Raw genomic sequence first — 20,019 nt, forward strand, 5'->3', positions numbered from 1 at the left:
AGGCCGGACCTGCGTCGCGGGCGGTGCCGGGGAACGCCTGGAAAGCAGGCGTGGTTCGGCCGATTACTCAAAGATCAAGAACATGACCTCAACACTATCAGCCGTGTCAAACGAACCTGGGACCGTGGCGGTTTCCCAAGGCGCCAATAGCCAACTAATCTGGCAAATTATGGAGTCTGCACACTATTTCACCGCCCAGCCCGCTGGGCCGTTCACCCGCAAGCCACTCACAGTTGAACTCGCTGGAGCTACGCGCCACCTGCAGACGTCATCCGGCATCTTCAGCCCCGACGGCGTGGACAAGGGAACGGCAATACTCCTGTCAGACGTTCCACCGCCCGCTCCCCAAGGCAATCTGCTGGACATCGGCTGCGGCTGGGGTCCGATAGCCCTCACCCTTGCTTTGATGGCCCCGCACGCCCGCGTGTACGCCGTCGACGTCAACGAACGCTGCGTGACCCTGACCAACGAGAACGCAGCGGCCCTGGGCCTGGACAACGTGACCGCCAGCCTCCCGCATGAGGTGGACCCCGCCGTCGAGTTCGACACCATCTGGTCCAATCCGCCCATCCGGATCGGCAAGGATGAACTCCACTCGTTGTTGCTGACCTGGTTGCCGCGGCTGGCGCCGGGAGGAAACGCATGGCTGGTGGTTCAGAAGAACCTGGGTTCAGACTCCTTGCAGCGGTGGCTGGCTTCTGAACTGGACGCGTCCTTCAGCGTTTCCCGCGAAAGCACGTCGAAGTCCTTCAGGATCATTCGGGTCAGGAAAGCGTCCCGCTAGCCACTATGACGGCGGGGCCGCTGAGTTCAACGTGCTCACGGCCACCGGCGCCGGGGAAGAACTTCACACCGACGACGCCGCCGGGAACCTTGACGTGCCAGTCGTTGGGCGCCGTACTGCCGGCCCAGTGACGGATTGCAACCGCTGCTGCGCAGGCTCCCGTACCGCAGGACTGGGTCTCCCCCACTCCCCGCTCGTGCACGCGCATGGTGATAGTTCCGACGCCGTCTTCGACCAACGGTTCGGCCGGAACAACGAATTCAACATTGGTGCCGTTGACCGGCTTGGGATCAACAACCGGAGCCTTGAACAGCTGGGTGGCTGAAAGCTCGCTGAGTTCGGCCAAGGCAACGACTGTGTGCGGGTTGCCCATACTGACCGAAAGGCCGGGGCGTGCCACTTCCAGGCCGTCCGCGCTGACCAGGGCATCCATGGCCTTGCTGGTTGCCTCGTCCGGGAAAATGAACTCCCAAGGGCCCATGTCCACCGCGTAGCCGTTCACGGTACGGACTACTTTCTTGACTCCGCCACGCGTGCCGATGGTGAGGGTTTCGCCGGGACCAAAGTCCACCAATCCCTGCTCATTGAGGAAGTGAACGAAGACGCGCACGCCGTTGCCGCACATTTCGGACAGCGAACCGTCGCCGTTGCGGTAGTCCATGAACCACTCCGCAGCAGGATCCACTTCCAGGAGTGCCCGCCCTTCCGGGAGGAACCGCGAGGGAACTGCACGGATAAGTCCGTCGCCACCGATGCCCGTGTGGCGATCGCACAAGTGTGCCACCTGTTCGGGAGTGATCTCGTGGGCGTCGCCGGGATCGGCGATCAGGACGAAATCGTTGCCTGTCCCGTGCCCTTTTGAGAACGCCAATCCGGCAAGGCTCGATGTGGGTTCGGCAGCCCCGGCAGCCGAGGGCTGGCGGGTGGGAACTGAGGCGGTTTCATCCATGGAACCAAGGCTACCTTCCACGTGTGTTCGGCCAGAAATTACCCAAGGTTATTCCTGGGCGAGGATTGCCGACACGGCCCGGGATGTCAGCCCGGGGTCCTTCCAGTCCAACCATGAGATCCGTGGGTCTGCCCGGAACCAGGTGAGCTGGCGGCGCGCGAACTGCCTTGTGGCGACGATGGTCTCCTCGGCCGCGGCCGGCACGTCCATCTCACCGTCCAGGACTTTGAGGAACTGGGCGTACCCCAGAGCCCTTGATGCTGTTTTGCCCTGGCGCAATCCCAAGGTGTCGAGTCGCGCGACCTCGTTCTCCAGGCCGGTCTCGACCATGCGGTGCACTCGGCGGGCAAGCCGCTCCCTGAGTTCTTCGCGGTCAACGGAAAGGCCGATCTGAACAGCGGGTTGATAGTACTCCCTCTGGGGCATGAAGGAACTGAAGGCCCGACCTGTCAGTCCGTGGACCTCCAAAGCACGAATTACCCTTCGGGCGTCGCCAAGACGGGCTGCCGAGACCGGGTCCACTTCCTCCAGGCGGGCCCTGAGCGGAGCCAGTCCTTTGGCTTCGTATTCGTCCTCGAGGCTTCGGCGCAGAGCGGGATCCGTTCCCGGAAACTCCAGGATGTCCAGGGCCGCGCGCACGTACAGTCCGGATCCGCCCACCAGAATGGCGTGCTTCCCCCTGGAGTGGATGTCCGCGATGACTGCGCGGCATTCGCTTTGGAAGTCCGCCACGCTTGCCTCTTGCGTGACATCCATGATGTCCAGGAGATGATGCGGAACGCCTTTCCGCTCTTCCATGCTGATCTTGGCTGTGCCGATGTCCATGCCCCGGTAGAACTGCAGCGCGTCAGCATTGATGACTTCTCCACCGAGCGCCAGGGCGATGTTGACGCCCAGATCCGACTTGCCCGAACCTGTGGGCCCGACCACGGCGATGACAGGCCGGGCCTGCTGGGAATCCGACATGGAATGGACGACGCGGCTACGCGCGGCGGATCGGCAATGCGGGCATGCCCAAGGACACCCCGGTCTTGCCGCCGGATGTGCCTGGTGCGGGAACACCGCAGGAGTCGGCCTGCGAACGGTCCCAGGCATCTCCGGCCCTGGAACGCCGCAGGACGTAGTCACTGGTTGTCGCGGGGTCGGCTACCAAGTGGAAAGCGGCTGCTTCCGTAATGGTCACCGTCACGAAGTCCCCGGGACGGGGGGTTTCCGCACCGTCAGGTACGGAAAAGTGCACAAGCCGCTGGTCCTTGGACCGCCCGGAAAGCCGATGGGTCTCCTCGGCCTTCCTGCCTGCCTGGGCTGTCACCAGGACCTCGACCTGCCGGCCAAGCTGCGCGGCGTTTTCCTCGGCGGCGATACGGTCCTGCAGGGCCGTGAGCCGTTCGAAGCGCTCCTGGACCACCGCTTTAGGCAGCTGATCAGGCAAGTCCGCTGCCGGTGTTCCCGGACGCTTGGAGTACTGGAACGTGAAGGCCGAGGAGAACCGCGACTTCTCCACGACGTCCAAGGTCGCCTGGAAATCCTCTTCGGTTTCACCCGGGAATCCAACAATGATGTCAGTGGTGATGGCAGCGTGCGGAATCCGCTCACGCACTTTGTCCAGGATGCCCAGGAAGCGGCTGGAGCGGTAGGAACGACGCATGTCCTTGAGGACTTTGTCCGATCCCGACTGCAGCGGCATATGAAGCTGCGGCATCACATTGGGGGTTTCAGCCATGGCATCGATGACGTCGTCGGTGAAGGCCGCGGGGTGGGGGCTGGTAAACCGCACGCGTTCGAGACCCTCGATGTCACCGCAGGCACGGAGGAGTTTGGAGAAGGCCTGGCGATCGCCGAATTCCACCCCGTACGAGTTCACGTTCTGGCCCAGCAACGTCACTTCGACAACGCCGTCATCGACGAGGGCCTGGATTTCCGCGAGGATCTCGCCTGGACGGCGGTCCTTTTCCTTGCCGCGCAGCGAGGGAACGATGCAGAACGTGCAGGTGTTGTTGCAACCGACTGAAATGGAAACCCACCCCGAGTACACAGACTCACGCTTGGTAGGAAGCGTGGACGGGAAGACGTCCAGGGATTCGAGGATTTCGAGTTGGGCCTCGTTGTTGTGCCGGGCCCGCTTGAGGAGGGCCGGCAGGGCGCCCACATTGTGGGTGCCGAAGACAGCATCCACCCACGGCGCTTTCCGGACAATGGTCTCGCGGTCCTTCTGCGCCAGGCACCCGCCAACGGCAATCTGCATGCCGGGATGGGATTCCTTGACCTGCCGCAATTGCCCAAGGTTTCCGTAGAGCTTGTTGTCCGCATTCTCCCGCACAGCGCACGTGTTGAAGACAACGACATCGGCAACGTCGCCCTCTGCAGGAACGTAGCCGGCGTCCTCTAGCAGGCCCGCCATGCGCTCGGAATCATGGACGTTCATCTGGCAACCGAAAGTACGGACCTGATAGGTCCGGGGCTCAGTCGAAGCAGCGGTGGCAGGTGTTGGGGAGGGAATGGTCAAACTCACTACTCAAGGGTACCGGCTTCTGCCAGCACCTCACCGACGATCCTGAAGGCCAATGATGGAGCGTAGCCCTTGCGCGCCAACATGGAGGCCAACCTACGCGTGTACTTGTCCCGCTCGGCACGGTCCGAGAGGTTCATGCCCGGCCGAAGCTTACGCTGCACCAGATCCCTCGCGGCTGACTCTTCATCCTGGTCACTGAGTTGCGACAGTGCTTCCTCGGCGGCCTCGAGGACGATGCCCTTATCAGCCAGTTCGCGACGAAGTGCACCTTTGGCCAGTTTCTTGCTTTGTGAACGGCTCCGCACCCACATCCGGGCGAATTCAGCGTCATCAATCAGCTGAACTTCCTCGAAGCGGTCCAGTACGGCCTCGGCAACGTCCTTGGGAACATTGCGTTCCGCCAGTTTGCGGGACAACTGCAGGCGGCTCCGTGGCGCCATCGTCAACTGTCGCAGGACGATGGCACGCGCCACGGACTCAGGGTCGGGCTCGGAGTCTGCAGCCAGGGCAGACTCCGGGTCCGGCCCGGTGCTAGCCGTCAACGGCCTTCAGCTTTGGGGAGTCTTCCTCCGGCTTGACGCCAACGCCAAGCTTTTCCTTGATCAGGCGCTCCAGTTCCTGCGCCAACTCGGGGTTGTCCCGCAGGAACCGCCGCGAGTTTTCCATGCCCTGGCCGAGCTGGTCGCCGTCGTAGGTAAACCACGAACCGGACTTCTTGATGATGCCGTGCTCAACGCCCATGTCGATGATGCCACCCTCGCGGGAGATGCCCTGACCATAGATGATGTCGAACTCGGCGATCTTGAACGGCGGAGCCATCTTGTTCTTGACGATCTTGGCCTTGGTGCGGTTACCTACGGAATCCGCGCCCTCCTTCAGCGTCTGGATGCGACGAACATCGATGCGTACCGAAGCGTAGAACTTAAGCGCCTTGCCACCGGTGGTGGTTTCCGGCGAGCCAAAGAAGACGCCGATCTTCTCACGCAGCTGGTTGATGAAGATGGCAGTGGTCTTGGTCTGGCTCAAACGACCAGTGATCTTACGCAGCGCCTGGCTCATAAGGCGCGCCTGGAGGCCAACGTGGGAGTCACCCATTTCGCCTTCGATTTCGGCACGGGGTACCAACGCGGCGACGGAGTCGATGACGATGATGTCCAGCGAACCGGAGCCCACCAGCATGTCCATGATTTCCAGGGCCTGCTCACCCGTATCCGGCTGGGAAACGAGGAGGGCGTCGGTGTCCACACCCAGCTTCGCGGCGTAGTCCGGGTCCAGCGCGTGCTCGGCGTCAATGAACGCGGCGATACCGCCGGCGCGCTGTGCGTTGGCTACGGCGTGCAGCGCCACGGTGGTCTTACCCGACGATTCAGGACCGTAGATTTCCACGACGCGGCCGCGGGGCAGGCCGCCGATGCCGAGGGCCACGTCCAGCGCAATGGAACCGGTGGGAATGACTTCGATGGGCGCACGGGTGTCATCACCCAAACGCATGATGGAGCCTTTGCCGAACTGCTTGTCGATCTGGGCAAGCGCTGCTTCGAGCGCCTTTTCACGATCCGGGGTTGCCGCCATGGTTCACACCTCTGATGCTTTCTCGCTGTGGAGTGGCCCGATAGGCCGCTTTCCTGTCATCCCAGACGCTATTACGGCGGCCTGACATTTTTAGGTGCCGACTCCGGCTATGTGGATAACCTGCTTGCCGAATGCTGTTGGAATGCGTCCTACGGGATCAATTTTCCTCTCACAGGAGCATATCCCCATCCGAACAGATATTCGAACAATGGTGCGGCGTGTCTCCCGGTGCCGAGGCGTTCCTGTCAGCGGCAGAGTCAGTTCGAGGCGGGTTTGATGTCCCTGCCCAGCCGGCGCTCGGGGGGTACGTCCTGGACCTCGCACACGGCCAGCCAGACCTCTCGGGGATGGTATCCGGCCGCCAGGGCCTCCACGGCCGTCCGTCCGCCCACACCGGCGAGTACCAGCGAGTTGGCCAGGACACGGGAATAGCCGGCCCCGAATTCATCGTCCATCAATCGCCAAAAGTCACTTGCCCTCACGGATAGAGTCTCTCATGGCAGTGGACTCTAGAATGGTTGCCATGAGCAATCCTCTCCAGAGCGCGCCAGGTCCGGCCGTGCCAGGCGACGACGTCGACGACGCCCTCCAGCAGGTGGAACACCAGCTGAGCCTGCTCTGGCGCCGCGCCCGTTCGATCTCCCACCAGCTGTCCCGCCAGGTCCATCCGGACATGGAACCGGCCGCCTACGGTTTGCTCACCGTCATCCGCAGGGAAGGCCCCATCCGCCTCACCGAGCTGGCCACTTGCATCGGCGTCGGCAAGCCATCGGTAAGCCGCCAGATCGCCTTCCTTGAGAGCATCGGCCTGGTCTACAAGGAAGCGGATCCGCAGGACGGGCGGGCGCAATCCATCCGCCTGACCGAAAAGGGCGAAGAGAAGATGCACCTCGTCCAGGATGCCCGGCGCCAGGTCTTCAGGGAACGCCTCGGTGAGTGGCCCTTGGAAGATGTCCAGACCCTGGCCGACTACATGGGGCGCCTGAATGCCATCTACGGTGACGGCGGGCTCAGGGACCTGGGAACCAAGGAAGCAGGAGCCGATTCCGCGGACAATCCCCCGGGCGCGTGACGCGACGCCGCAGCGCTAAAGAAAGAAGGTCCCCAGCCTCAGGCTGGGGACCTTCTTCGTTACTTATGGAACCGTTTAGCGGGCTCCGGAGAGCATTCCCTGGGGGAAGTCGTCCGAGAGGCCCAGATCGCGGCCATAACGCTGTGAGAATTCCTGCGGGACGGTGTCCGGGACAGCAACACCTTCTGCGACGGCCACGCGGTCGCTGACTTCGCGAAGCATGTGGGACAAAGGAACGTCCAAGGCTGTGCAGATAGAGGACAGGAGCTCGGAAGAAGCCTCCTTCTGGCCCCGTTCCACTTCGCTCAAGTAGCCAAGTGAGACGCGGGCGCTGTGCGAAACCTCGCGAAGGGTACGGCCCTGACGCTGGCGGACATCGCGCAGTACATCACCGATCTCGTGGCGTAGTACAACCATTTTGCGCTCCTTCTGTTCGCTCTGTGCCTGATCAGCCAAGCCCACATCCTTCCAGCGGACAACGCCGTTTACGGATACGGGCTGCTTTACCATCTGTATCGCCATGCTCCCTCGTTGATCCGGTTCGCTGGCTGGCGGACCGGGTATGTTTTTACATCCTAGGCGCCCCGGCTCTTCCGAAGCGACACAATGACACAACTATTGGCAATGAGTTTTTGTTCCCGACTACTTTACGAACGGTAACCAACGTCACCCAGCGCGGCAAGCAGGCGCGCCAAGGCGGCGTCGCAGGCCTGTTCGCGGATGGACTGACGGTCCCCGTCGAAGCTGTACTCGAACGACGCCACGCCCAGCGCAGACGCCACGCCAATGAACACGGTGCCGACATCTTTGCCGTCGTGCGGCTCCGGTCCGGCGACGCCGGTCGTCGAAATCCCGACGTCGGCAGCGCAAGCCCGGCGTGCGCCGTCGGCCATTGCCTCGGCGACACCGCCGTCAACGGAGCCGACCGACGCAAGAAGCTCCTCCGGCACGCCCAGGATGCCGGCCTTGACCGAGTTCTGGTAAGCGACCACACCGCCTTGCAGCATGGCCGAAGCGCCCGGAGTGTTGGCGAGCGTTGCGGCCACGAGACCTGCAGTCAAGGACTCAGCCGTAGCCACCGTGAGGCCACTGCGGACGGCGGCGCCCACCACCGTCTCCGCGGTTTCTGCCGCACCGCTCACGGACTTCACGCGCGACGTCCCGCTGCGCGCAGCCGCATGGCCTGGATGACATATTCGACGCCGGTCCACAACGTAATGGCGAGGGCAACCATCATGACCAGGAAAGCGACGGCGCCCAGCCATGGGGCGATCGCCTGGAGGGGAAGGATGTACAGGAAGATCGCCACTGTTTGAACGACGGTCTTGAGCTTGCCGCCACGGGAAGCGGGCATGACCCCGTACCGGATCACAACGAAGCGCAGTGCCGTGATGCCCCATTCACGGACCAGGATGAGAATGGTGACCCACCAGGGCAACTCCCCCAGGATGGACAGGAGCACCAACGCTGAGCCGATGAGCAGCTTGTCGGCAATGGGGTCCGCGATTTTGCCGAAGTTGGTAATAAGGCCGCGCGCCCGGGCGATGTCGCCGTCGAGCTTGTCGGTGTAGATCGCTACAGCGAAGGCAACCACCGCCGCCCAGCGCCAGATCCCGTACGCGCCGTTATCGGCCAGCAGGAACCAGACGAAGAACGGCACCAGGACGATGCGCAGCATCGTGAGGATGTTGGGCAGGTTCCAGATATCGGAACTGCTGGAGGTCGCGTTATCACCCTCGGCTGTAGTCACCCCTCTAGGCTACCGTCTTTGCGGCGGCCGCTTTGGGAGCTAACGTCCTGTGAGCGACCAGGCGTCTTCGCCGCCCTCGTCGTCGTCATCCGGGCCGTCCGCGCCGTCGTAGTACTCAACAGCCTGGGTCCGGTTGTCCAGGTCCGCCTGCACCAGGTCCTCTGCATAACCGCCGACGGCGATGTTCGAGTTCGCGTTGTCGCTCAGGGCGGCCGTGTGGGCATCAGGGGTGGACGGTGACTCCTGGCCCTTCATCGCAGCAAGTACAGCGGCGAGGTCATCGGGCTTTACCAGGACATCGCGGGCCTTGGAACCTTCGGACGGGCCCACGACGCCGCGGGATTCCAAGAGGTCCATCAGTCGTCCGGCCTTGGCGAAGCCGACGCGCAGCTTGCGCTGCAGCATGGACGTCGAACCGAACTGCGTGGTGACCACCAGCTCCGTAGCCTGGAGCAGGACCTCGAGGTCGTCTCCGATGTCGTCGTCGATCTGCTTCTTGGGAGCCTCGGCTGCGACGTCGTCACGGTAGACGGCCTGCAACTGACCCTTGACGTGCTCAACGACCTTGTGGATCTCGGACTCGGTCACCCAGGCACCCTGGACACGCATGGCCTTCGAAGCGCCCATGGGCAGGAACAGTGCGTCACCCTGGCCAATGAGCTTCTCGGCGCCTGGCTGGTCCAGGACCACGCGGGAATCCGTCACGGACGAGGTGGCGAACGCCATGCGGGACGGCACGTTGGCCTTGATGAGGCCCGTGACGACGTCCACGGATGGACGCTGGGTGGCCAGCACCAGGTGGATACCGGCGGCACGGGCCAGCTGGGTGATACGGACAATCGAGTCTTCGACGTCACGCGGTGCCACCATCATGAGGTCCGCGAGTTCGTCCACGATGACCAGCAGGTAGGGGTAGGGCTTGATGACGCGCTTGGAATCGACCGGCGGCGTGACCTTGCCCGCACGGACGGCCTTGTTGAAGTCATCAATGTGCTTGTAGCCGTAGTTGGCGAGGTCGTCGTAACGGGCGTCCATTTCCCGGACCACCCATTGGAGGGCCTCTGCGGCCTTCTTCGGGTTGGTGATGATAGGCGTGATGAGGTGCGGGACGCCCTCGTAGGCGGTGAGTTCCACACGCTTGGGGTCCACCATGACCATGCGGACTTCATCCGGCGTTGCGCGCATGAGGATGGAGGTGATCATGGAGTTCACGAAGCTCGACTTACCTGCACCGGTAGCACCGGCGACCAGGAGGTGGGGCATTTTGGCGAGGTTGGCCACGACGTAGCCGCCCTCAACGTCCTTGCCCACGCCCATGACCATCGGGTGGTCGGTACGGCGGGCATTCTGGCTCCGGAGGACATCACCCAAGGACACCGTCTCGCGGTCGGTGTTCGGGATCTCGATGCCGATCGCGGACTTGCCCGGGATGGGGCTCAGGATGCGGACATCACTGGAAGCCACGGCATAGGAGATGTTCTTGGACAGCGCCGTGACGCGTTCCACCTTGGTGCCGGGAGAGAGCTCAATCTCGTAGCGGGTCACGGTGGGACCACGGCTGAAGCCGGTCACCGCGGCGTCGACGTTGAACTGCGTGAGGGTGTCCGTCAGCGCGGCGACGACGGCGTCGTTGGCTTCCGTGCGCTCCTTCGGAATGGAGCCCGGCGTCAGGTAGTCGGAGGCAGGCAGTGTATACGTGACGTCACCGGCCAGTGACAACTGCTCCGTACGCTGCGGAATCGGCGTGGGCGGAGGCGGAGGCGTCGCGGGCCGCGCCGGCACCTGGGCCGCCACGGGAGCCGTCATTTCCGGCGTCAGGACGGGAATGGCTTCCGTGGGGTTGTCGATCCCGGGATTTGCGCCCGCGAGGCCTTGGGCGGCCTTGATCTTCTCCACGGCAATTTCCGCTTGCGTGGGGCGCCGGACACCCGGCGGTACACGTGGTGCGGATGCGGCGGGGGTTTCGTCGTCGTCGACTATTGCGTGTTCGAAAGCTTCGTCACCGACGTAACCTTCCAGGCCGGCGTCGGGTTCTTCATCCTTGCCGAAGAGGCGCATGCGCTTCTTCTTCTTCGGCGGCGCGGACGAGGAGCCGTTGCCGTAGAGGTAGCTTCGGTCGTGGTCGTCCTTGCCGGAGTCGTCCATGAGGTCAACGCCCATGAGGTGTTCGTAGGCACCCCGGATCCGGGCGGGAATGGCACCGAAGGGGGTTGCCGTAACGATCAGCAAGGAAACAAAGGCCAGGAGACTGTAGATGATGACCGGAACAGCGACATGGATGGCGGCAAGTGGAGCCGCGGCGAGGAAGCCCAGCATGCCGCCCGCACGGCGCAGGCCGTCGAAGCCATCGGCGACGGTGGGCTGGCCCCCAATGACCTGGGCAAGTCCGGAGCCGGCCAGCGTCATGATCATGAATCCGATGCCCACGCGGTTGTTTCCGCGGCCATCCTGAGGCTTGCGGAACAAGCGGAAGGCGCAGACGAAGAGCATGAAAGGCAGGATCAGGGACATCCAGCCGAAGGTCCCGTTGACCACGCTGTACACGATGTCCGGGAGCCAACCGGTGAGGCCCCACCAGGCAAAAGTAGCGATCGCGATGCCCAGCACAAGGTTGAACAGCGCTGCCCCGTCCCGGCGGTCCGCGGGGTCGAGGTCGCTGACATCGTGGCCGATCCGGCGCACGCCGGCACCCACCACGTGCCCGATGCCCTGCCAGGCACCGGACAGCATGCGAAGCGGAAGCGGAGCCTGGGGCTCGACGGCGGCTGCTTGCTTGGTGCGGGCAGTGCTTCCCCGCCCGCTTTTGCTGGCGGAGCTGGTTTTGGATGCGGCTCCGCCCCGGCCTGTGCCGCCGGATTTATTGCTGGAGCTGCCTCGTGGCGCGGAGGTAGTACGGGTCGCCATACGTGCCACGGTACCGCAAGGGGGTCTGAAATCCGCGGATTTCAGACCCCCTTGGGTATTCATGTTGCTGGCGGACTAGGCCTCCAGGACCACCGGGATGATCATGGGACGGCGGCGAAGCTTGCGGTTGACCCACGTGCCGATGATCCTGCGAACCACCTGTTGCAACTGGTGGTTCGTGTGGTCTGTGTGATTCAGCACAGCCTCTTCGAGTGCGGCGTTGATCTTCGGGATGATCTCGTCGAAGACCGAGTCGTCTTCAGCGACGCCACGGGCGTGGATCTCCGGTCCGGACACGATTTTGCCGGTGGTGCGGCTGATGACCGTGATGACGGAAATGAAGCCTTCGTCGCCGAGGACGCGGCGGTCCTTCAGGTCTGCGTCAGTGATTTCGCCAACGCTCGAACCATCCACGTAGACGAAGCCCACCTCCACTTGGCCCACAATGTTCGCCACGTGGTCCTTGAGGTCGATCACGGTGCCGTTATCGCTGAGGATGATGCCGTCCGACGGCACGCCTGATTCCAGGGCAATGTTCCCGTTGGCGATCAGGTGGCGCGTTTCACCGTGCACCGGCATGGCGTTGAGCGGCTCAAGGATGTTGTAGCAATAGAGCAACTCCCCCGCCGCCGCGTGACCGGAGACGTGGACCTTGGCCGTGCCCTTGTGGATGACGTCGGCTCCGAGCTTGAGGAGACCGTTGATGATGCGGAATACGGCGTTCTCGTTGCCGGGGATGAGGCTGGACGCCAGGATGACGGTATCGCCCTTGCCGACAATCACCCGGTGGTCGCCGTTGGCCATGCGCGACAGGGCTGCCATCGGCTCACCCTGGGACCCCGTGGACATGAGGACCACGCGATCGTCCGGCATGTTGTCGATGTTCTTGATGTCAACCAGGATGCCGTCAGGAACCTCCAGGTAACCAAGCTTGGCGGCGATGGCCATGTTCCGCACCATGGAGCGGCCCACGAAGGCGACCTTGCGTCCGTGCTTTGCTGCTGCATCGAGTACCTGCTGGACACGGTGCACATGGGAGGAGAAGGAAGCCACAATGATGCGCTTCTTTGCCTGCCCGAAGAGTCGGTCCAGTGTTGGCCCGATTTCCTTCTCTGCCGTGGTGAAGCCAGGCACGTCGGCGTTGGTGGAGTCGGCCATGAAGAGGTCGACTCCTTCCTCACCGAGGCGGGCAAAGTGCCGGAGGTCCGTGATGCGGCCATCCAACGGCAACTGGTCCATCTTGAAGTCACCGGTATGGAGGACGTTGCCCCCTTCGGTACGGATAAAGACGGCCAAGGCATCCGGAATGGAGTGGTTGACGGCAACGAATTCACACTCGAAGGGACCGAACTGCTCCACCTGGCCCTCCGTGACGGTGAGCGTGTAAGGCTTGATCCGGTGCTCCTGCAGCTTCGCTTCCACCAGCGCAAGGGTGAGCTGGGAACCGATCAGCGGAATGTCGGCCTTGAGGCGCAGCAGGTAGGGAACCGCGCCAATGTGGTCCTCGTGGCCGTGGGTGAGGACAACCCCGACCACGTCCTCCAGCCGGTTCTCGATGTAGGAGAAATCGGGCAGGATCAGATCAACGCCGGGCTGCGTCTCCTCGGGGAAAAGTACCCCGCAGTCGACTATGAGCAGCTTGCCGTCGATCTCGAAGACCGCCATGTTGCGGCCGATCTCTCCCAGTCCACCGAGCGGAACGATCCGCAGCGTGCCTTTCGGCAGTTTCGGCGGCGTAACCAGTCCGGGAAGGGCGGTTTGGGTCATATTGTGCTACTTTCCGGCGGAACCATCCTGGACGGTGAAGTCCATTCCGGCTTCCGCCAAATCCCCGCGGATGATTTCGATCTCGGCCGCGTCCGGCTCCACGAGGGGCAAACGGACAACCGAGTTGGGCAGGACTCCCTGCCACTTGAGAATCTGCTTGGCGGCTACTGCGCCTTGGACCCGGGTCATGGTTCCACGAACCACCGGCTCCAGTTCAAAGTTGATGGACCGCGCCGTAGCGAGGTCGTTGTTGTTGACGGCGTCGATCAGCTCGCGGAAGCGGCGCGTAGCCACGTGGGTGGTGACGCCGACCAGTCCGACGGCGCCGAGAGCCATCCACTGGAGGGTCAGGCCGTCATCGCCGGAGTAGAAAAGAAGGTCGGTCTCAGCCATGACGCGGGTAGCGGCAGCGAAATCAGCCTTCGCATCCTTGACGGCCACAATGTTCTGGTGCTTGGCCAGTTCGATCATGGTCTCCGGCGCAATGGCGATGGAGGACCGTCCGGGAATGTCATAGAGCATCACCGGCAAGTCGGTAGCCGAGGCAATGGTCTCGAAGTGGGCGCGCACACCAGCCTGGCTTGGCTTGTTGTAGTAAGGGGTCACGATCAGGAGACCATCGACGCCCAACTCGGCAGCGCGCTGCGAAAGGTGCACTGAGTGGGCAGTGTCGTTGGTGCCCGTGCCGGCGATAATGGCAGCCTTGCCACCGACGGCTTCCTTGACAGCCCGGAACATGCCCAGGTTTTCGTCGTCCGTGAGGGTGGACGTCTCTCCGGTGGTGCCTGTAACCACCAGTCCATCGCAGCCATCCTGGACAAGCTTTTCTGCCAGTGCCGCGGCTTGGTCGTAGTCCACCTTGCCGTCGTCGGTGAACGGGGTGACCATGGCGGTCAGCAGGGTACCAAGGGCGGGAATGGGCGCGCGAACGTCAGACATAGGAAAAACGTTACCCTGTCACGGCCTCGTTACAAGAATGGGTATCGCGTGACGGTCCTCATGCGCGTTGCCGCGAAGGCTATGCGACCCCGGGTGTGCGGGCACGCTGACCCGAGCAGTACTGCCCTACGGCGCGCTCTTTGAGTTGTTCTGCCCAGGCGACCAAACGCTGCGAGGCCCGCACGTACTCGAACAGTTCCAGGGGCGTCAGCGATTCCACATCCGTTTCAAACAAGCGGCGGGCCAGTTCAGCACCCGGAGCCTGCTCCGCGAGCACCGTACCCTCGCGGCGCCATTGCGTGTCTTCGGGAGGTTCGCCGGCCACGAGCTGCCGGAAAAGGAAGTCGACAACTCCCGGACTCATCGCTTTCATGGGGCCGCCCATGCCGTCCGGCCGCTCTGGAACTTCATTCATGCCGCCATATTATTCGAATATATATTCGAACACAAGGGCGCGGGCCGGGAACGTCCCGGCAGCCGTCACTCGCCGGTCGCGGGACCCGGCTGTGAGACGATCGCTCCATGACTTCGCAAGAGACGGCGCCTCCGCGAAAAACACGGGGTCAACGCGCGGCTCCCACCCGGTTGACCGGCATCGACGCAGCCAGGGGGGCTGCCCTCCTTGGCATGATGGCCACGCACCTGATGCCGACATTCGGCCCGGCACCCCAGTGGGAGCCAACAATGGTGGGCTTGGTGTTCTCGGGGCGGTCCGCTGCGTTGTTCGCGGTACTGGCCGGAATCGGCCTTGCACTGTCCACCGGCAAGCAGGATCCCCGCAGCGGAAAGGAGCTTTGGTCCGCGAGGGCCGGCGTGGCAATGCGCGCGGTGGTGATCGCCGTCGTCGGACTTGCGTTGGGAGGGCTGGACGTCAACGTCGCGGTGATCCTGGTCCACTACGCGATGCTGTTCCTGTGCATCCTGCCGTTCCTCGGCTTGCGGCTCAAAGCCCTTTGCTTCTGGGCGGCTGGGTGGATCCTTGTTTCACCCGTCCTCGCGTTCCTGGTCCGCCCCGTGCTGCTTGACGGGAACCCGCCGCTGCAACTGGGGCACAACCCCGGCTGGGAGGATCTGGAAACCCCCGGCCGTCTGCTCGCCGATCTGTTCTTCACCGGGTACTACCCGGTGTTCCAGTGGATCTCCTACCTTCTTGTCGGCCTGGTCATCGGGCGGCTGGCACTGACGACGGCGGGCGTCCAGCTGATGCTGCTGACATCCGGACTCGTCGTGGCCGGCATGGCGAAGATATGCGGCGTGCTGGCCATGGAGGTATGGGGCGGCCGGGCAGCCCTGTCGGCGCTTCCCGGCACCAGGGGCTATCCCCTGGAGAGCATGCTCCAGGTCAATCTCACCGGGCTCCAGCAAGTGGACTCGTGGTGGTGGTTGGCTACGGCCTCACCGCATGCGGGTACCACGCTGGACTTGTTGCACACCAGTGGCGTTGCCGCCGGCGTCGTTGGGATTTTCCTGATGCTTGGCAGGCTCGCCGAACGCATCAAGGTCAATTTCCTGCTGGTGCTCAGCGGACCAGGCGCCATGACCTTGAGCCTGTATTCAGCGCACGTATGGCTCGTCTCGGGCTTCACCAACCAACCGCTTCCCGCCGGGTGGACCGACGAAGGCATGTACTGGACGCAGGCGCTCGGAGCCATCGGCATCGGCGTGTGTTTCGCCTTGCTCCGGCGGCGTGGACCGCTTGAATGGGCTGCCCACATGGCATCGAGGCTGGGCAGCTACCGTCCGGCCGCGGTGGGCTGAGAGCGGAACAGCTTCACGGCGTCGCGCATGGATGCGCGCGCACGTTTGCGGTCACCGGAAGCGTCGTAGGCACAGCTCAGCCTGAACCAGGAACGCCAATCCTCCGGCGCAGCCTCGGCCTCGGCACGGTATTTCTCAAATTCGGCGTCGGCAGCGGCGCGAACGATCCGTCCGCCCGGGGTCCGGGGCAGGGTGTCCTCCGGCAGTCCACCCTCGGCTTCGAGCACCTTGGCCATCTGCTCTGTCCGGGCGCCAAAAAGCAGCTCGCGGATCATGGCCCAGGCGCCAATGACCGGAAGCACCAGGTAAGCCGCTCCGATGCCCTTGGCCACCAGGTTGGGATCACCGAGAAGCAGGAAGGACCGCTGAACCGAGACCACCAGGTACAACACCAAAAGCAAGGTGATCGCACCTACCCAGATTTTGGTGCGGTTCTTCTTCAGGGCTGCCAGGAAATTTCCCACGTCCTAGAGCCCCAGGTCCAAGTAGCCGTCCAAGCCGACCGTCAGGCCGGGATTGGCTGCCACTTTCCGCAGCCCCAGCAAGACTCCGGGCATGAAGGACGCCCGGTCGAAGGAGTCATGGCGCAGCGTCAATTGTTCGCCGGGCCCGCCGAAGAGTACTTCCTGGTGGGCCACCAGGCCGCGGAGCCGGACACTGTGCACACGGATTCCGTCCACGTCACAGCCCCGGGCACCGTCCAGCGAGGTTTCAGTGGCGTCCGGGCTCGCCGGCACTCCTGCCTCATGCCGGGCTTCGGCGATGAGCTGGGCTGTGCGTACCGCCGTACCCGAGGGGGCATCCACCTTGTCGGGGTGGTGCAGTTCGATGACTTCCACGGATTCAAAGTACTGGGAAGCCTTGGCCGCGAAAGCGGACGCCAGCACTGAGCCCAGGGCAAAATTCGGGGCAATCAGGACACCTGTGTCCGGCTTCTGCTCCAGCAGCGCCCGCAGGGATTCCAGTCTGTCCGCATTCCAACCGGTGGTACCCACAACAGCGTGGATTCCGTGCTCAACTGCGAACCGGACGTTGGTTTCGGTGATATCCGGAACGGTGAGGTCAACAACGTACTGTGCACCGGCGTCGAGCAGTTTCTCCAGCGAATCACCACGGCCGAGCGCTGCCACGAGCGTCATGTCCCCTGCTGCTTCAATGGCCTTGACGGCTTCGATTCCCATGCGCCCATTGGCGCCCAGCACAGCAACAGCAAGTTGTTCGGTCATGCCTTTAACCCTACCGCCGGGCAGGACCCGGGAAGGAACCGTGACAGCTTCCTACTCCCCCGCACCTACCCATTCAACGGTTCCGTCGGAGAAGAACTGTTCCTTCCAGATGGGGACCTGCTCCTTGACCCGGTCCACGAGTTCCGAGCAAACAGCGAACGCCTGTCCACGGTGGGCAGCTGCAACCGCACATACCAGCGCGGGATCACCGATCTCCAGCGTGCCTATCCTGTGGGCAGCCCAGATACGGACCGGCTGGTCAGCCTCGCCCGAGTGCTCTGCGACGAGCCGGGCCACGACCTCGGACATGACCTGATGCGCTGTGGGATGGGCGCTGTAGCTCAACCGGTCCACTGCCTTGCCGCCGTCGTGGTTGCGCACAACGCCGCTGAAGCTGACGACCGCGCCGGCAGTGTCCGATTCCACTGCACTGATGGCCTGGTCCACCGAGATCGGCTCGGAACTGAGGACAGCGCTGACAACTTCGAAGTCTGTTTCAGTGCCCATGGCTTCCTTCCAATTGCTCGCAGAGATGCCCGATCACAGGGTCAAGGACGGCCAGTCCGTCCATGACTCCCTTGGGAGATCCCGGCAGGTTGATGATGAATGTCTTTCCCGCAACGCCCGCGTGGCCACGGCTCAGCATCGCCATGGGGGTCTTGGCGGCGCCTGCGCGGCGGAGGCCCTCCATGATGCCGGGTATCTCCCGGTCCAGCAGTGGAAGCGTCATTTCCGGTGTGTGGTCGTCCGGGCTGAGGCCCGTTCCCCCGCTGGTGATGATGACGGCCGGTTCCTGGGTCAGCAATGCCCTCAGCGCGGCACCCACGGCTTCACCGTCCGGGACCACCATGGTGGGGAAGGTGTCGAAGCCGTGCTCTTTGAGCCAGTCGAGAATGATAGGACCTGTCTCATCGGAGTAGATCCCGGCGGCGGCCCGGGTGGAGGCAATCACGACGCCGGCCTTCCGGGGGCCGTGTGCGTTCGGCTCGCATGCACTCATGCCCTTGCCTCCGGCCTGGAGTCCCCGGAGACGTCCCAGCTTCCGCTCTTGCCACCGCTCTTGGACAGCACCCGGATGTCGTCCAGGACGGCATGTTTGTCCACGGCCTTGATCATGTCGTAGACACTCAGGGCGGCAACGGAGGCCGCAGTCAACGCTTCCATTTCGACGCCGGTCACGCCCCGGGTCTTGACCGTGGCAAGGATCCCCACGGAATCCGTACCCAGTTCAAAGTCCACCGTGACCTTGGAAATGGGCAAAGGATGGCACAGCGGGATCAGTTCAGGTGTTTTCTTTGCAGCCATGATGCCGGCAACGCGTGCAACTGCGAGCGCATCGCCCTTGGGCAGTTCGCCGGCACCCAGCAGGGCCAGGACTTCGGAGGTGGAGCGGACCGTGGCCGTGGCGGTGGCTTCGCGGGTGGTGACGGCTTTTTCGGAGACATCCACCATCTGGGCGGTGCCGTCCTGCCTCAGGTGGGTCAGGCCTGTGGGGCCTGCCGGGGATTCGGGAGTGTGGTTCACAACATCCATACTTCCACTTCGTCTCCTTCGGCGAGTTCCGTGACGTCCTCGGGGATCTGCACCAAGGCATTGGCGCGGGCCAGGGCATGGACCAGATGGGAGCCGGCACCACCTTCCATGCGGACAACGCCATCCACGACGGTTCCACGGCGCACCTGATGCTTGCCCTGCGGGGAGGTAAGGCCTCCGGCCAGGCGTGCCCTCAGCACGGGCCTGGGCGAGGGGGCGCCGGCAACCTGCGAAAGGGCGGGGCGGAGGAACATTTCGAAGGAGACCAGGCAACTGACGGGATTGCCCGGGAAGCCGATGAAAGGGGTTCCTTCGAAAGTGCCCAGTCCCTGTGGTCCGCCAGGTTGCATGGCGACGTGGAGGAATTCCACCGGCTGCCCGGTCATGGCCAGGCGCACGACTTCGTAAGCCCCTTTGCTCACTCCCCCGGTGGAAACGATCATGTCCACCGGTTTGTCCGGGTCCGCGAGGTGCTGCCTCAGGACTGCGAGCAGGCCCTCGGGTTGGTCGTCCGAGATACCGGTGCGGACTACGTCGAGGCCGGCTTGCCGCATGGAGGCTTCCAGGAGTGTTCCATTGGAGTCGTAGATCTTCCCGGCTGTCAGTTCGGTTCCCGGTTCCAGGACCTCATCGCCCGTCGTGACCAGGAGGACACGCCAGGGCTGCCGGATCTCCACTTCGACAAGGCCGAGCGCTGCCAGCAGCCCCAGCTGGCTTGGGCCCAGCAGCGTGCCGGCGGCAAGCGCCAAGGCTCCCTTGCCGATGTCGCTGCCGCTATCACGCACGTACGTCCCGGGCTCGACCGTTGGCAGCTCCACCTCCGCGTCGACGTCCGTGGGCGCCGGAAAAGTGCCGGGCGTCGCCTTCTCAATAGGTACGACGGCGTCCGCTCCCTCCGGCATCATGGCTCCGGTCATGATCGGAGCGGCATGGCCCGGCTTCAGGGCTTCCGGCGCGGCACCCGCCGGAACGGGCGCCGCTAAGGGGAGCTTCGCACCGCCGTCGGGGATGTCTGCTGAACGGACGGCAAAGCCGTCCATTTGGGAGTTGGCGAAGGGCGGGAGGGACAAAGGTGCGTGGAGGTCGACGGCGAGCACCCTTCCGAGTGCGTCCATCAACGGAAGCCGGTGCGTGCCTTTCCTTGCGGCGGCTGTTGTCAGCAATTCCGCGATTGCCTGGCGGTGGGCTGCAACGGATCTGGGCACGGATATCCTCCTGGGGGCACATTGGCTTCCGGCTACGATCCGGACGTT

At 63.6% G+C, this 20,019-nt stretch carries 22 protein-coding genes; 3 read left to right on the forward strand and 19 right to left on the reverse strand.

The window, feature by feature from the left end:
- Nucleotides 1-169 precede the first annotated feature (169 nt).
- Nucleotides 170-784, forward strand: a complete 615-nt coding sequence (locus tag AB4Y81_RS14530; protein WP_306879092.1) for a class I SAM-dependent methyltransferase — start codon at nt 170-172, stop codon at nt 782-784.
- On the opposite strand, the gene dapF is transcribed toward AB4Y81_RS14530, so the two are convergent.
- The 6 genes from dapF to AB4Y81_RS14560 form a co-directional block, all read right to left on the reverse strand.
- The gene (gene dapF, locus AB4Y81_RS14535) at nt 765-1,733 is read right to left on the reverse strand and encodes a diaminopimelate epimerase (protein ID WP_441996145.1); all 969 of its coding nucleotides are present in this window, start codon (nt 1,731-1,733) and stop codon (nt 765-767) included. The genes AB4Y81_RS14530 and dapF overlap by 20 nt on opposite strands.
- 48 nt (nt 1,734-1,781) lie before the next feature.
- Nucleotides 1,782-2,699 carry a tRNA (adenosine(37)-N6)-dimethylallyltransferase MiaA gene (miaA, locus tag AB4Y81_RS14540; RefSeq protein ID WP_189075791.1) on the reverse strand — a complete coding sequence of 306 codons (918 nt, stop codon included), beginning with the start codon at nt 2,697-2,699 and terminating at the stop codon, nt 1,782-1,784.
- A gap of 16 nt (nt 2,700-2,715) precedes the next feature.
- The gene (gene miaB / locus AB4Y81_RS14545; RefSeq protein ID WP_441996146.1) at nt 2,716-4,245 is read right to left on the reverse strand and encodes a tRNA (N6-isopentenyl adenosine(37)-C2)-methylthiotransferase MiaB; all 1,530 of its coding nucleotides are present in this window, start codon (nt 4,243-4,245) and stop codon (nt 2,716-2,718) included.
- Nucleotides 4,245-4,787, reverse strand: coding sequence for a regulatory protein RecX (locus AB4Y81_RS14550; RefSeq protein WP_018779076.1), 543 nt, complete (start codon nt 4,785-4,787; stop codon nt 4,245-4,247). The genes miaB and AB4Y81_RS14550 overlap by 1 nt, the downstream gene beginning before the upstream one ends.
- On the reverse strand, nt 4,777-5,817 hold the full coding sequence (recA, locus tag AB4Y81_RS14555; RefSeq protein ID WP_018779075.1) for a recombinase RecA: 1,041 nt from the start codon (nt 5,815-5,817) through the stop codon (nt 4,777-4,779). Before recA ends, AB4Y81_RS14550 begins: the two co-directional genes overlap by 11 nt.
- A gap of 257 nt (nt 5,818-6,074) precedes the next feature.
- Entirely contained in the window at nt 6,075-6,299 is a 225-nt protein-coding gene (locus AB4Y81_RS14560; protein WP_026267343.1) for a DUF3046 domain-containing protein, read from the reverse strand.
- Between the two features lie 41 nt (nt 6,300-6,340).
- Here AB4Y81_RS14560 and AB4Y81_RS14565 point away from each other — a divergent pair, with 41 nt between their 5' ends.
- Nucleotides 6,341-6,889: a MarR family winged helix-turn-helix transcriptional regulator gene (locus AB4Y81_RS14565; RefSeq protein ID WP_441996147.1), complete on the forward strand. Its 549-nt coding sequence runs from the start codon at nt 6,341-6,343 to the stop codon at nt 6,887-6,889.
- A 75-nt stretch (nt 6,890-6,964) separates the two neighbouring features.
- Here AB4Y81_RS14565 and AB4Y81_RS14570 read toward each other — a convergent pair whose 3' ends face one another.
- From AB4Y81_RS14570 to AB4Y81_RS14600, 7 genes are all read right to left on the reverse strand, one after another.
- Complete coding sequence (locus AB4Y81_RS14570) at nt 6,965-7,399, reverse strand: helix-turn-helix domain-containing protein (protein ID WP_018779072.1); 435 nt, start codon at nt 7,397-7,399, stop codon at nt 6,965-6,967.
- 137 nt (nt 7,400-7,536) lie between these two features.
- Nucleotides 7,537-8,040: a CinA family protein gene (locus AB4Y81_RS14575; RefSeq protein ID WP_441996148.1), complete on the reverse strand. Its 504-nt coding sequence runs from the start codon at nt 8,038-8,040 to the stop codon at nt 7,537-7,539.
- Nucleotides 8,037-8,639 (reverse strand): CDP-diacylglycerol--glycerol-3-phosphate 3-phosphatidyltransferase, encoded by a 603-nt coding sequence (gene pgsA, locus AB4Y81_RS14580; protein ID WP_039240608.1) that lies wholly within the window; start codon nt 8,637-8,639, stop codon nt 8,037-8,039. The genes AB4Y81_RS14575 and pgsA overlap by 4 nt, the downstream gene beginning before the upstream one ends.
- Nucleotides 8,640-8,678: 39 nt before the next feature.
- A complete protein-coding gene (locus AB4Y81_RS14585) occupies nt 8,679-11,543 on the reverse strand; it encodes an FtsK/SpoIIIE family DNA translocase (protein WP_039240607.1) in 2,865 nt (954 codons plus the stop codon).
- Between the two features lie 75 nt (nt 11,544-11,618).
- On the reverse strand, nt 11,619-13,310 hold the full coding sequence (locus AB4Y81_RS14590; protein ID WP_018779068.1) for a ribonuclease J: 1,692 nt from the start codon (nt 13,308-13,310) through the stop codon (nt 11,619-11,621).
- A 6-nt stretch (nt 13,311-13,316) separates the two neighbouring features.
- Nucleotides 13,317-14,249 (reverse strand): 4-hydroxy-tetrahydrodipicolinate synthase, encoded by a 933-nt coding sequence (gene dapA / locus AB4Y81_RS14595; protein ID WP_018779067.1) that lies wholly within the window; start codon nt 14,247-14,249, stop codon nt 13,317-13,319.
- Nucleotides 14,250-14,328: 79 nt separating this feature from the next.
- Nucleotides 14,329-14,664 (reverse strand): hypothetical protein, encoded by a 336-nt coding sequence (locus AB4Y81_RS14600; RefSeq protein ID WP_026267342.1) that lies wholly within the window; start codon nt 14,662-14,664, stop codon nt 14,329-14,331.
- Between the two features lie 107 nt (nt 14,665-14,771).
- On the opposite strand from AB4Y81_RS14600, the gene AB4Y81_RS14605 reads away from it, so the two are divergent.
- Complete coding sequence (locus AB4Y81_RS14605) at nt 14,772-16,007, forward strand: heparan-alpha-glucosaminide N-acetyltransferase domain-containing protein (RefSeq protein WP_441996149.1); 1,236 nt, start codon at nt 14,772-14,774, stop codon at nt 16,005-16,007.
- Here the strand turns inward: AB4Y81_RS14605 and AB4Y81_RS14610 are convergent.
- The 6 genes from AB4Y81_RS14610 to AB4Y81_RS14635 are packed head-to-tail and all read right to left on the reverse strand — an operon-like array spanning nt 15,983 to nt 19,977.
- Complete coding sequence (locus AB4Y81_RS14610) at nt 15,983-16,471, reverse strand: hypothetical protein (protein WP_018779064.1); 489 nt, start codon at nt 16,469-16,471, stop codon at nt 15,983-15,985. The genes AB4Y81_RS14605 and AB4Y81_RS14610 overlap by 25 nt on opposite strands.
- Before the next feature lie 3 nt (nt 16,472-16,474).
- A complete protein-coding gene (gene dapB / locus AB4Y81_RS14615) occupies nt 16,475-17,233 on the reverse strand; it encodes a 4-hydroxy-tetrahydrodipicolinate reductase (protein ID WP_039240602.1) in 759 nt (252 codons plus the stop codon).
- A 51-nt stretch (nt 17,234-17,284) separates the two neighbouring features.
- Nucleotides 17,285-17,740, reverse strand: coding sequence for a molybdenum cofactor biosynthesis protein MoaE (locus tag AB4Y81_RS14620; RefSeq protein WP_018779062.1), 456 nt, complete (start codon nt 17,738-17,740; stop codon nt 17,285-17,287).
- Nucleotides 17,730-18,233 (reverse strand): MogA/MoaB family molybdenum cofactor biosynthesis protein, encoded by a 504-nt coding sequence (locus AB4Y81_RS14625; RefSeq protein WP_275778865.1) that lies wholly within the window; start codon nt 18,231-18,233, stop codon nt 17,730-17,732. The genes AB4Y81_RS14620 and AB4Y81_RS14625 overlap by 11 nt, the downstream gene beginning before the upstream one ends.
- Entirely contained in the window at nt 18,230-18,766 is a 537-nt protein-coding gene (gene moaC, locus AB4Y81_RS14630) for a cyclic pyranopterin monophosphate synthase MoaC (protein ID WP_018779060.1), read from the reverse strand. The genes AB4Y81_RS14625 and moaC overlap by 4 nt, the downstream gene beginning before the upstream one ends.
- Nucleotides 18,754-19,977, reverse strand: a complete 1,224-nt coding sequence (locus AB4Y81_RS14635; protein WP_441996169.1) for a molybdopterin molybdotransferase MoeA — start codon at nt 19,975-19,977, stop codon at nt 18,754-18,756. The genes moaC and AB4Y81_RS14635 overlap by 13 nt, the downstream gene beginning before the upstream one ends.
- Nucleotides 19,978-20,019: the final 42 nt, after the last annotated feature.

This window comes from Paenarthrobacter sp. TAF1 (assembly GCF_052113825.1).
GTDB lineage: Bacteria > Actinomycetota > Actinomycetes > Actinomycetales > Micrococcaceae > Arthrobacter > Arthrobacter nicotinovorans.

Coding starts and splice junctions, on each gene's coding strand:
- AB4Y81_RS14605 (WP_441996149.1), top strand. CDS start 14,772: ATGACTTCGCAAGAGACGGCGCCTCCGCGAAAAACACGGGGTCAACGC.
- AB4Y81_RS14530 (WP_306879092.1), top strand. CDS start 170: ATGGAGTCTGCACACTATTTCACCGCCCAGCCCGCTGGGCCGTTCACC.
- AB4Y81_RS14625 (WP_275778865.1), bottom strand. CDS start 18,233: ATGAGTGCATGCGAGCCGAACGCACACGGCCCCCGGAAGGCCGGCGTC.
- AB4Y81_RS14570 (WP_018779072.1), bottom strand. CDS start 7,399: ATGGTAAAGCAGCCCGTATCCGTAAACGGCGTTGTCCGCTGGAAGGAT.
- AB4Y81_RS14585 (WP_039240607.1), bottom strand. CDS start 11,543: ATGGCGACCCGTACTACCTCCGCGCCACGAGGCAGCTCCAGCAATAAA.
- moaC (WP_018779060.1), bottom strand. CDS start 18,766: ATGGATGTTGTGAACCACACTCCCGAATCCCCGGCAGGCCCCACAGGC.
- dapF (WP_441996145.1), bottom strand. CDS start 1,733: ATGGATGAAACCGCCTCAGTTCCCACCCGCCAGCCCTCGGCTGCCGGG.
- dapB (WP_039240602.1), bottom strand. CDS start 17,233: ATGACCGAACAACTTGCTGTTGCTGTGCTGGGCGCCAATGGGCGCATG.
- recA (WP_018779075.1), bottom strand. CDS start 5,817: ATGGCGGCAACCCCGGATCGTGAAAAGGCGCTCGAAGCAGCGCTTGCC.
- AB4Y81_RS14620 (WP_018779062.1), bottom strand. CDS start 17,740: ATGGGCACTGAAACAGACTTCGAAGTTGTCAGCGCTGTCCTCAGTTCC.
- AB4Y81_RS14600 (WP_026267342.1), bottom strand. CDS start 14,664: ATGAATGAAGTTCCAGAGCGGCCGGACGGCATGGGCGGCCCCATGAAA.
- AB4Y81_RS14565 (WP_441996147.1), top strand. CDS start 6,341: ATGAGCAATCCTCTCCAGAGCGCGCCAGGTCCGGCCGTGCCAGGCGAC.
- dapA (WP_018779067.1), bottom strand. CDS start 14,249: ATGTCTGACGTTCGCGCGCCCATTCCCGCCCTTGGTACCCTGCTGACC.
- AB4Y81_RS14590 (WP_018779068.1), bottom strand. CDS start 13,310: ATGACCCAAACCGCCCTTCCCGGACTGGTTACGCCGCCGAAACTGCCG.
- miaA (WP_189075791.1), bottom strand. CDS start 2,699: ATGTCGGATTCCCAGCAGGCCCGGCCTGTCATCGCCGTGGTCGGGCCC.